This is a genomic window from Georhizobium sp. MAB10 (assembly GCF_045012825.1).
Classification (GTDB): Bacteria; Pseudomonadota; Alphaproteobacteria; order Rhizobiales; family Rhizobiaceae; genus Georhizobium; species Georhizobium profundi.
On sequence record NZ_CP118314.1, the window covers coordinates 1,397,129 to 1,409,672 of the forward strand.

A 12,544-nucleotide genomic window follows, 5' to 3' on the forward strand; every position below is an offset into this window, starting at 1 on the left:
GTTGAGGAAGTTCAACCTGGCGCTAGCCTGCCTTCTGATCTGCACGGGAGCGGCTAGCGCCGATGAGATCGAAGAGCGTCAGGCGCTGATGAAGCGCAATGGCGACACCATGAAGATCCTGGCGCCGATGGCCAAGGGCGAGGCGCCGTTCGACCAGGCGGCGGCCATGGAGGGCTTTGAACACTTCGTCGACACCGCCGATCGTCTGCCGGATCTGTTTCCCGAAACGTCGCGAACCGGCGGCGATACGGAAGCGAGCCCGAAGATCTGGGAGGATCAGGCTGGTTTCCAAGCGCAGATCGATGCATTTCGGGAGGATGCAGAAGCGGCTGTCGCTGCCGCGCCGGCAGACCTGGCGAGCTTTCAGACAGCATTCGGCGCGGTCGCCGAAAACTGCGGCGATTGCCATGAAACCTATCGCATCGAGAAGGAAAATTGACATTTCTCCACCAGGCAGCGCTCGACTGTAACAATTCCCGCGCGCAATCCTGAGTGGAGGCCCGTTGATGGACAGGCGATGCCGACCCGACCCGGGATGGTGTTCCAAGCTGGGTCGAACGAGGGGTCTCCGCCCGCTCCGCGAAGGCCGGTCGCGCGAAGTTAAGCTTGCCCGTCAACGGGTTGTTCTTCGTCCCGGAAAGGGAATTTAGCGTTTTAAAATGTCAATCATGCTGACTTACTTAATGCTTATGCACCCACCACCGGTGGCAGCACGATGTGTACAATCCGCAAACTGTTGAAGGCCAGAATAGGCCAGTTAATCACAAATTAACAAACCCGTTTACAGCGAATTCTGCCGCGCGTAATATGCTGAATAGTTGAGACAGCGGGGGTTCAACATGTCGGCGATTTCTATCGCATTCGTCGACGATCATCCTATCCTGTTAGAGGGGATCGTCAGCGTCTTTTCACGCAGTAATGAACTGAATATCGTTGCCAAGGGCTACACCACGGAAGACGCACTGAAGATTGCCGAAACGCACTCTCCAGATATATTGGTCGTCGACCTGAGCATGCCTGGCGATATCTTCGAAGCGATTTCGAGGATCTCGGGACGGCAGACCAACACCAAGGTCATCGCCTTCACAGCAGCCACGGGTATCGATCAAGCGGTTCGGGCGCTCGATGCCGGGGCAAGCGGCTACGTTCTCAAGGGCAGCACGGCAGACGATCTACTGAATGCCGTCCATGCGGTCCGAACGGGCGAAACATTCATCACCCAAGGCTTTGCCGGCAAGGTGATTGCAGCTCTTCGCAACGCGTCGCTTCGCAAGGCTGCGGCCCAGGCCATCAAGCTCAGCATTCGCGAAGAACAGATCGTGCGGCTTCTCATGCGGGGCCGGACCAATCGCGAGATCGCCGAGCAGCTCCACATCAGCGAAAAAACGGTCAAGCACTACATGACCGTGCTGATGCAGAAGCTGAACGTGCGCAATCGCCTCGAGGTGGTCATCGCGGCGCAGAAGCTGGGCGACGTTGTGGACCCCGGAGCTGCCGCAGCTTCGGCGCATCAGACTTATTTGAACTGATCCAAGCACCCGCCTTCGAAAGACATGTGGGGATGTCTTTCAGGGTGATGCTGCCCGGCACTATGAGTATAGAACGATCCGGGCAGCCGAAAAGATGTTTCGATGAGGGCGCCGGCGTCATGACGCCGGCGCTCTTTTTCGTGCGCGGAGCAGTTGCAATGCTGTCAGGCGCGCGTGACTGGATCGAATCGGATTGCGAGAATGGCCAACTTTGGGCTCGGCACATTGCCTAAAGTTGCGGGATATGCGCCGTGATACGGGTGCCGCCTTCGCGTGAGCTTTGCACATCGAGACGGCCCGCGAAGGCGCGGATGCGGTTGCGCATCCCCTTCAAGCCTAGACCGTGCGAGGCGGTGGCGCCTTTGAGACCTTCGGCTGCGTGAGCACTCATGCCGGGTCCCTGATCGGACACCACCAGCTCGATTTCTTCCGCGTTGGAATGTGCTGCCACATGCTGGCCGACACCCCCGGCATGTTTGACCGCATTCGACAGGCCCTCCTGAACGATGCGGTAGGCGCAGATCTTCACCGGGTGCGATACCGACGACGGGAGCGTCCCGATGTCGGTCACGACACTGGTGCCGGTGAGGTTCTCATGTCGGTTGACGGCGAGGTTCACCACTTCTGCCAGCGAAAGATGTTCAAGCTCGGGGAGAGAGAGGCCGGCCGAGACGGTGCGGATCTCGGTCATGATCTCCTCGGCCAACGCGATGATCTCGCGGTCGCTTTCAGCTCGCTCTTGTGCCGTCATCTGCCCGTCGGCGAATGCACCGGATCGTGCTCCAAGCTTCAAGATGAGCAGGCTCAGCAGTTGCACCGGGCCGTCATGCAGATCTGAGCCGATGCGCCCGAGCAGCGTTTCATTCGTGCGGGTGGAGTCAACGCGCGCCTTGTCGGCGCTGCGGCGCAGCCGTGCATTCTGGGCGGCCAGCTCGTTGGCTTCCTGAAGCTGTATGCGCAGCTGCAGATCCTGCGCCTCGATCCTCTTGCTACCGCGCCGGACGAGCACATGCAGCAGTCCAAGCATCGGAATGGCTGTCACGGCAACGAGCAACCACGTCCAGGTTTCCAAGCGCCTGATCTCCGCCTGCAACGACGTCGCCTGCTGGTAGAATTCGCCGACGGCGACGATCTCGCCGGTGCTTCGATCGCGCAGCGGTGTGTAGATTTCCACGAGCGGTACGCCGACTTCGATGAGCCTGTCGGCATCGTCGTTCTGGCTTTCCTCGTAGCTTGTAACCACGCGACCAGCGAACGCATTGGCGAGATCATCGCTCGTCGATTTCAGGCCGATATTTGCCTTCTCGTCGCTGTAGATGACAATGCCGTCGCGGTTCCAGATTTTGACGGAGACGATCTGCCTCTGATCGACATTGCTGTTCATTCGGCCGTCAATCTGCCGGTGCACGTAAGGGGGGAGGGTCCCCTCAGGGGTCATGTTCTGCACATAGCGTTCCAGAAAGCTCTCGATATAGACCGCGCCGAACTCGCCGGCGGATTTCAGGATCGCGTTTTCCAGCCTGCTGTTTGCCCAGTAGCCCAGAACGAGCATGAGCGTGAAAACCACTGCCGTCGCACCGAGCATGAACTGACTGGCAAGGGTACCTGGGAAAAGCGTCCGCCACACTGTTCGCCATAGCGATACGGCTGTTCGCGCATGATCGCCATTCGAGCCGAGCGGCCCCGAGGTGGTCCTGGACGTGGCGCGCTCAGGCATCCGGTGCGATCCGAGGCGAGGCAGTCATCCTGCAAAGTCCCCAAGTGAAGTCGGCTGCATTTCCCATAGTTTATAGCACAAAGTTTAGCGAATGATGGATCGCAGTGGCGCGCAACCGGCGGTTCAAGTTGCGAAGCAGCAAAAGCGCTTGCTGTCATCGGACCAAAGTCGGTGATCGTCTCTCCTCCAAGGTCGATAATCGTCCCCTCCGAAGTCCTTCTACACCGTTCGACCTTGTGTGCTCGTCACGAAAGCGGGCGCAAGGGATGATCATGTCAGGCTCAGCCAGGTTCCGATTGGGGGAAACGATCGGAACAGGCCGGCTCGGGAGCGAGCGTTTCCGGGGATCGATGGAGCCAGGAAACTCGCGCGTGCTGGACTAGGGGCACGCCATCCGATGGAGGGCACAATGGCCGTTAAACTCAATCTCGCCGACCTGGAGTTCATCCTCAAGCAGATCAAGATCGCGGAGGGTAACTCCACCGCGCATTCGGGCACGAACGCCCGTGAGTTGACGGACATCTACGTCGACGCGCTGGGCAATGTCGTTCCGCAAGGGACGCCCGGCGCCGTGCTGGCGATCCCGGATCCAAAGACACCGTTTGGTCTGCGCACGGTCGACGGCAGCTACAACAACATTCTGCCGGGGCGCGAAATGTGGGGCGCTGCTAACCAGCCGATGCCGCGCCTCTTCGAGCCGACCTTCATCAACGACAATGACGGCGACAGCCTCGATCTCAACGGACCCGGTCCGGGCGGCGTTCTTCAGAACGGCAACTATGCGCCTGGCTCGAGCGTCGTCGATGCCGATCCGCGTACGATCTCCAACCTCGTTGCGGACATGTCGATCAACAACCCGGCCGCGATCTTTGCGGCGCTGGTTTATGCCGGATCGGAAGATCCCCAGGCGGATCTCGAGGCGATCCTTGCGCGAAAGATCACGCCCACTGTCGCAGCCGAAGCGCTTGCCGCGGCGCAGCTTGCCGTTGATGAGGCGACGGACCTGCTGACGCAGGCCATCGCGGAATTCTCGCCGACCGATCCGACGACGATCGACACCATTCAGGACGCCGCCATCGATCTCGCCGAAGCGGAAGCAGCACTTGCCGAAGCACAGGCGGTCGCCGCCGATCCGCAGGTCGCGATGCGCGCATTGGCCGAAGAAAAAGGCATCACCTTCAACGGCAACACGATCGACATTCCGAACGTCGCACCCGACGAAGGTCTTTCGGCACCGTTCAATGCCTGGATGACCTTCTTCGGCCAGTTCTTCGACCACGGTCTCGATCTTATCACAAAGGGCGGTTCCGGCACGATCTACGTGCCGCTCGCAGCCGACGACCCGCTCGTCACGCACGGGCCGGACGGTATCGCCGGCAATGGCGACGAAGTCCGCCCAGAGTCGCAGTTCATGGTGCTGACGCGGGCGACGCCTGCCCCCGGCTCCGGCGGCGTCCCGACCCAGACCAACGTGACGACCCCGTTCGTCGACCAGAACCAGACCTACACGTCGAACGCGTCGCATCAGGTCTTCTTGCGCGAATATACGCTGGTCGACGACAAGCCGATGGCAACAGGTCGGCTTTTGGGCAGCGAAGATGGCGGCCTGGCAACCTGGGCGGATGTTAAGGCGCAGGCTTTAAACCTGCTCGGCATCCAGCTCTCTGACATGGACGTGTTCGCCGTTCCGCTTCTGCGCACGGACGCCTATGGCGAATTCATCCGCGATGCCAACGGCTTCCCGCAGGTCGTGCTCTCTCTTGGCCCCGACGGCATTCCCAATACCGACGATGACGGCGTCGCCAGCGGAACGCCCTCGAACCCGGTCGTTCTTCACACGCCAGTGGCCGGCGTACCTACGCCCTTCGGCTCGGTTTCGCCCGTTCGAACGGCGAACGCTTTCCTCGACGATATCGCGCACAACGCCGTGCCGAAGCTCCTTGTCGATCACGACCGCAATCCGGCGACGCCGCAGGTCGCCGTCACGCCCGATGAGGACGATATCGCTGGCAACGTGATCGAACCGAACGGGTTCGGCGTCAATCTCACCTATGACGACGAACTGCTCGATCGCCACTTCATCACGGGGGACGGTCGCGGCAACGAAAATATCGGACTTACCGCCGTTCACCACATCTTCCATTCGGAACACAACCGACAGGTCGATGCCCAGAAGCTTACGATCCTGCAAAGCGGCAATCTCGCGTTCATCAATGAATGGCTGACGACGGATCTCCCGCAGGGTACGGTCCTGCCGACCAATCTTGCGGAAGCGCAGGCTCTGGCTGCTCAGCTCAACCTCACTGCGGCATGGGACGGCGAGCGTCTTTTCCAGGCGGGCCGTTTCGCCACGGAAATGCAATATCAGCACCTGGTCTTCGAAGAGTTCGCTCGCAAGATCCAGCCGAACATCGACGTCTTCGTGTTCAACAGCATTCCGGACATCAATCCGTCGATCTTCGCCGAATTCGCCAACGTGGTTTACCGCTTCGGCCATTCGATGCTCACGGAGAACATGCCGCGCATCGATGCCAACGGGAACCCGTTCAACGAAGACGTCGATCTCGTCGAGGCGTTCCTGAATCCTGTCCTTTACGACAACGACCACACGATTTCGCATGACGAGGCGGCTGCTGCCATCGTGCGCGGCATGACGATCGAGCGCGGCAACGAGATCGACGAGTTCGTCGTCAATGCGCTGCGCAACAACCTGCTCGGCCTGCCGCTCGACCTTGCCGCCATCAACATCGCTCGCGGTCGCGATACTGGCATGCCATCACTCAACGATGCCCGCGAGCAGCTTTATGCCGCCAGCGGATCGACCTTCCTGACGCCCTACACGAGCTGGGCGGAATTTGCCGCCAATCTGAAGAACCCGATCTCGGTCGTGAACTTCATTGCAGCCTATGGCAAGCACCCGCTGATCGTCGGCACGATGGAAGAAAAGCGCGCCATCGCTCTGGAGCTTGTCCTCGGCGTCGACGCCGATGGTTTCCCGACCGAAATCGCCGATCGCGCGGAGTTCCTCAACAGCACCGGTACCTGGACTGCCGCCAATAGCGGTCTCAACGACATCGATCTCTGGATCGGCGGCCTGGCCGAAAAGAAGATGCCGTTCGGCGGGATGCTGGGTTCCACCTTCAACGCCGTTTTCGAACTGCAGCTGGAAAACCTGCAGGATGGCGACCGGTTCTATTATCTTACCCGCACGCAGGGCCAGAACTTCCTCAACGAGCTGGAGCAGAACTCCTTCTCCAAGATCATCATGGCCAACACGGCCCTTGCCGATCCCGGTCCGGACGGCATTCGCGGGACGTCCGACGACATCGTGCTGCGCCATATCGGCGTCGATTCCTTCGCCCGGTACGACTACGTTCTCGAGGTCAACGAAGCCAATCAGGCGGATCAGAACGGCAACCTGCCGGGCAAGGATCCCGTTGGCCAGGACGCCTATCTCGAAGCCATGGGCCTCGGCAAGGTCGTGCGCAACGATCCTGGTACAGTTGGCCCCGATGCGAACTATCTCCGCTTCTTCGGCGGCGAGCACGTGGTCTTTGGCGGCACCAACGGCAATGACACGATCATCGCCGATTTCGGGGATGACGGCATCTGGGGCGATGCGGGCGATGACCGCATCGAAGCGGGTGCAGGCGTCGACCTCGTCAATGGCGGTGCCGGCAACGACATCATCACCGACTCCGGCGACACGGGCGACTTCCTGAAGGGTGAGGAGGGCGACGACGTCATCGCCAACTCCAACGGCCTCGATATCATCATGGGTGGATCGGGCAAGGACGCGGTCTTCGTTGGTGTGGATGCGACCGAAGTCTTCGGTGGCCAGGGTGACGACTTCATCCTCGGCGGCGACGACATGGACTTCCTCATGGGCAATGAGGGCGACGACTGGATCGAAGCTGGCAACGGCTTCGACACGACGGCCGGGGACAACTCCGAACTCTTCTTCAACTCGGCCATCAAGGGCCACGACGTGATGTTCGCCGGCAATGACGAGCACGATTTCGACGCCGAATCCGGCGACGACATCATGGTCCAGGGCGAAAGCGTCATGCGCAACGAAGGCATGTTCGGCTTCGACTGGGCGATCTTCAAGGGCATGCAGTTCGACGGCTATGCCGACATGCGCATCCCGATCTTCACAACCGAAGCGGAAGACATCCTTCGCAACCGCTTCGACAAGACCGAAGCGCTGTCCGGCTGGAACAATAACGACACGCTGATCGGCGACGACCGCGAGTTCGGCGAAGTCGGCCCTGGCGATACCGTCGCCACCACCGAGAACATCTTCTTCAACGATGGGCTCGACGCCGCAGGTCTTGCACGCATCAACGGCTTGAACAGCATCGTTTCGCTCGGCGCAAACGGTCTCTTCGAAAGCGGCAACGTTCTGCTTGGCGGTGCCGGCAGCGACCGGCTGCAGGGCAATGGCGGCGATGACATCCTCGATGGCGACCGCTGGCTGAACGTGCGGATCGCGATCCATCTGGGCGCTGATGGCTCCGGGCCAGAAGCCGCTTCCGTCGATACGATGAAGCATGTCTTCACCGCCGCCGAAGTCGCTGCACTGGGGCTTGGCCCGCAGTGGGCCAACAAGTCGCTGTTCGAACTAATGGTCGCTCGGCAGATCACCCCGGCGCAAATGAAGATCGTGCGTGAAGTGATCGACAGCAACGACTCCACCTCGGTCGACGTCGCCATCTTCAACGACGTGATCGAGAACTACACGATCACACACAACGCCAATGGCAGCGTGACGGTAACGCAGAATGTGGTGAGCGCTGTCGTCAATCCGCAGACGGAGCGCAACCTCGTTTCCGACGGGACAGACACCGTCTGGAACATGGAAGAGCTGCACTTTGCGGGTGGCGAGGTTTATTCGGTCGCCCAGGCGGCGCAGGGTGCGCCCGTCCTCAGCAGCGTGACGCCGCGGCAGGGCCAGGTGCTGACGGCTAATCTCGCCGGCATCACCGATCTGAACGGACTTGCGGGCGTGGTTCTGGCAGTGCGCTGGCAGTCTCTGGTCGATGGCGTCTGGGTGGATATTCCGGGTGCCGTGGGCGCAACTTTCACGCCCACCGCTGCGCAACTCGGCCTCTCGATTCGTGCAGCCGTCAGCTTCACCGACAATGGTGGCTTTGCGGAAGAGCTCTTCTCAGCTCCGAGCGACCTCGTCGGCATTGTCTACAATGGCAATGGCGGGGCCAACACAGTGTCGGGTTCGGATGGCTCTGATCTGATGAACGGTGCCGGCGGCAACGACGTGCTCAGCGGTCTTCGCGGCAACGATACGCTGAATGGTGGTACCGGCAACGACACGCTCAACGGTAACGAGGACAATGACACGCTGAACGGCGATGCGGGCAACGACACGCTGAACGGTGGAACGGGCAACGACACGCTGAACGGTGGTCTCAACAATGACACGCTGAACGGCGGGGCTGACAATGACACACTGAATGGCGATGGCGGCACTGATACGCTGAACGGCGAAGACGGCGACGATACGCTCTTCGGCGGCACTGCCAACGACACCATCAATGGCGGCGCGGGCAATGACACCATCACCTGGAACGTGGGCGACGGCCGCGACATCATCGACGGCGGCGTCGGCGGCACCGATACGGTCATCATCAATGGCGACGCCACTCAGGAGACGTTCCGGATCTATACGCGCCAGGCGTGGGACGATGTTCCGGGCAACAATATCGCTGCCTTGAATGCCAACACGGAGATCGTGATCACCCGAAACGGGACCAACAACGCCTCGATCATCGCCGAACTCCGCAATATAGAGGAGATCGTGATCAACACCGGCAACGGCGCCGACGCCGTCCTTCCGGTCGGCAACTTCTCGCCGACGACGCTGAGCCAGAACACGATCCGGGTGAATTCCGGCGTGGGCGACAAGACGATCGACATTTCCGGCCTCTTGTCATCGCACCGCCTCCACTTCACCTCGCTCGGCGGCAACGTGACGCTGATCGGGACGCTGCGGCCGCAGGACGTGGTGGTGCTCGCACCCGGCGATGAGATCACGAGCTATGTGCTGACGACCAACGCGGATGGGACCAAGACGTTCGGCAACGGGACGAACTCGATCACCTTCACCGGCGATTTGCCGCCCCAGTTCCAGCAGGCGTCGCCGCCTGAGGACAATGACGACGAAACCGAGAACGAAGACGACGACGACAACGGTGTCGACGTCGGCGACGACGAGCACGAAGAAGGCGAAGACGCGGAAGACGACGACGACTCCGACGAAGATGGAGACGACGAAGAGGACGATGATGACAACCATGGTCAGGATGACGACGATCAGGATGAAGACGACGATCATGGTCACGATGATCACGACGACGATGATGATAGCGACGACGATGATGACGATGTCGATGCTGGATCAGGAGCGGGTTCCGGATCGGGGTCTGGATCGGATGCTGGTAGCGGCAACGGCAACGGCAATGGTAACGGCGGCACTGTCACGCCTCCTCCGGCCACGCCGAGCGTACCGCCTGTCGTCGTCATAGGCGGGACAAATCCCGGCGAGATCATCGGCACGGAAGGCGCCGATATCCTGGTGGGACGTCCGCAGGCCGATACGATCATCGCGCTCGGCGGCAACGACACCATCACGGCCGGCGACGGTGAAGACGCGATCTTCGGTGGCGATGGCGACGACATCATCCATGCCCATGGCAACCAGGACGATGTCTTCGGCGGGGCCGGAAACGACCGGATCGATGCGGGCTGGGGTCACGACACGGTCTATGGCGAGGATGGCGACGACGTTCTCATCGGTGCCGAAGGCAACGACAAGCTCTTCGGCGGCGCGGGCAAGGACCTGTTCGTCGCAACCGTTGGGGATGATGCCGACATCTATTGGGGTGGCGAAGGCATCGACACGATCGACTACGCCGCACTCACCGAAGCCCTGACGATCAATCTCGGCAACGGTCTGAACGAGCGGGGCAGCGTGACGACGGCATCGGGTGTCCGCGACGTCATCTATTCGATCGAAAACGCGATCGGCGGGGGCGGCAACGACACCATCATCGCCAGCGACGCGATCAACGTGCTCGACGGTGGCGAGGGTTCGGACGTCTATCGCTTCCTGTCCACGCTCGCAGCGGATGGCGACACGATCATGAACTTCGAGCCGGGCGACCGGATCGACGTCTCGGCGATCGACGCGAATGTGGGGGTCGCTGGAAATCAGCAGTTCCAGCTGATCTCAGGGGGATCGTTCACGTCGGCAGGCCAGATCAGGCAGAGCCATATCGTCACGGATGACGGCGAGTTCACCATCCTCTCGGCCAATGTCGACGGCAACACCGACGCTGACTTCGAGATCGCGATCAAGGGCAGGCATCACCTGACGGACACCGACATCCTGAGCTGACAGTGCATGAAAAATGTCGATCCGCCGGTCGAGGAACCGGCGGATGGGACGCAAGAACAGGCAATCGTTCCAATGCAGTTGCCACTCTCCGGGGGTTCATTCGATGAACAAGACCAGCAAGAAGACCAATGCGGCCGCGAGTGCCAAGGTGCCGAACGTTCTCGGCAAGATGCGCTCCATAGGCATCTATCTTTTCGCCTTGTCGGGCATCATCAACATTCTGGCGCTGACCGGCGCCATGTACATGCTTCAGATCTACGATCGGGCGCTGACGTCCGGGAGCATGCCGACGCTGATCGCGCTCTCCGCGCTGGCAATCGGCCTTTATCTGTTTCAGGGCATATTCGACATCCTGCGCTCGCAGATACTGGTGCGCATCGGGGCACGATACGATGCCGAACTGGCGCCGATGGCACACAGCGTCGTGATCGAGATGCCCCGCTTCGGCTATTCCACGTCCGAGGCGATGGAACGCGGCCGCGACGTCGATACGATCCGTGGCTTTCTCTCCGGACAGGGCCCGGTCGCACTGTTCGATCTGCCCTGGATGCCTGTCTTCCTGATCTTCATCTATGCGCTGCATCCCATGCTCGGGCTTCTGACGCTTGGTGGCGCCATCGTGCTGGCCTGTCTGACGATCGCGACAGAAATGCTGACGCGCCGTTCGAGCCGGGAGATGAACAAGGCGGCGCTGATGCGCAATACGCTCGCCGATGGCCACGCCGCAAACGCGGAAATCCTGAAGGCGATGGGCTTTACGGGCCGCGCGGTCGAGCGGTTCGAAGAAGCCAACAAAGCGCATCTGGCCTTGCAGACGAAGACGAGCGACATCACGGGCACGTTCAGCGGCCTTTCCAAGGTGCTGCGCATGATCCTGCAGTCGGCCGTTCTCGGCATGGGCGCGTTCCTGACGATCCAGGGCGAATTGTCCGCAGGCGGCATCATCGCCGCGTCGATCGTATCCGCCCGCGCATTGGCTCCGGTCGATCTGGTCATCGGCCAGTGGAAAGGCATGCAGGCAGCCCGGCGCAGTTTTAAGCGACTGGGTGAAACGCTCGCGGCGATGGAAGACAAGTCGGCGCTGATCGATCTTCCGATGCCGGCCCGCAGTCTGAAGGTCGAGAACGTCACGATCGCCGCCCCGGCATCGGGTGCCGTGCTGCTCGGCGAAGTCAGCTTCGAGCTGAAGAGCGGGCAGGCGCTTGGACTGATCGGGCCGAGCGGTGGCGGCAAGACATCGCTGGTTCGTGCGCTGGTCGGCATCTGGCCGCTTCTGCGCGGCGCGATCCGTCTCGATGACGCGGATCTGGAGCAGTATCGCGAGGATGTTCTGTGCAAGGCGATTGGCTATCTTCCACAGGACGTGGCGTTACTCGACGGCACGATCGCCGAGAACATTTCTCGGTTCGACCGCGATCAAAACGCCCGCAAGATCGTGATTGCTGCAAAGGCGGCGGGTGTGCACGAGCTGATCGTGCGGCTTCGCGAAGGGTACCAGACGCAGCTCGGTTCCAACGGGATGGCGCTTTCCGCCGGTCAGCGCCAGCGCATCGGCCTCGCCCGTGCACTCTATGACGATCCGTTCCTGGTGGTGCTCGACGAGCCGAACTCCAACCTCGACGGAGAAGGCGAAGCCGCACTGACGGCGGCGATCGCTGGCGTGCGCAACCGTGGCGGCATCGTCGTGGTCGTCGCGCACCGGCCTAGTGCGCTTGCTGCGGTCGACATGGTCGGCATGGTTCAGAATGGCCGGCTGGTCGCATTCGGGCCGAAGGAAGAAATCCTTCAGGAAACGCCGCCGCGCCGCAAGCCTGCTCTTGCGGAGCGTGGGGAACTCGCCCGTCGGCCGCTTGAACGCACCAACGCCTGAGAGACCGAGGA

At 61.1% G+C, this 12,544-nt stretch carries 4 protein-coding genes and 2 pseudogenes; 5 read left to right on the forward strand and 1 reads right to left on the reverse strand.

Translation table 11 applies throughout. From position 1 onward, the window contains the following. The first annotated feature begins 1 nt into the window (after nt 1). Both PU133_RS06385 and PU133_RS06390 read left to right on the forward strand, forming a co-directional pair. Nucleotides 2–439: a c-type cytochrome gene (locus tag PU133_RS06385; RefSeq protein WP_404863953.1), complete on the forward strand. Its 438-nt coding sequence runs from the start codon at nt 2–4 to the stop codon at nt 437–439. 400 nt (nt 440–839) lie between these two features. Further along, a complete protein-coding gene (locus tag PU133_RS06390) occupies nt 840–1,529 on the forward strand; it encodes a response regulator transcription factor (protein WP_126008793.1) in 690 nt (229 codons plus the stop codon). Nucleotides 1,530–1,758: 229 nt separating this feature from the next. On the opposite strand, the gene PU133_RS06395 is transcribed toward PU133_RS06390, so the two are convergent. Continuing rightward, nucleotides 1,759–3,246, reverse strand: a complete 1,488-nt coding sequence (locus PU133_RS06395) for a sensor histidine kinase (RefSeq protein ID WP_404863954.1) — start codon at nt 3,244–3,246, stop codon at nt 1,759–1,761. Nucleotides 3,247–3,655: 409 nt separating this feature from the next. On the opposite strand from PU133_RS06395, the pseudogene PU133_RS06400 reads away from it, so the two are divergent. The 3 genes and pseudogenes from PU133_RS06400 to PU133_RS06410 all read left to right on the forward strand — a co-directional run. Next, a pseudogene (locus tag PU133_RS06400) lies at nt 3,656–9,586 on the forward strand (peroxidase family protein); the annotation flags it as partial. A gap of 276 nt (nt 9,587–9,862) precedes the next feature. Further along, nucleotides 9,863–10,663, forward strand: a pseudogene (locus tag PU133_RS06405) (M10 family metallopeptidase C-terminal domain-containing protein); the annotation flags it as partial. A gap of 103 nt (nt 10,664–10,766) precedes the next feature. Next, nucleotides 10,767–12,533, forward strand: coding sequence for a type I secretion system permease/ATPase (locus PU133_RS06410; RefSeq protein ID WP_126008796.1), 1,767 nt, complete (start codon nt 10,767–10,769; stop codon nt 12,531–12,533). The last annotated feature ends 11 nt before the right edge of the window (nt 12,534–12,544 follow it).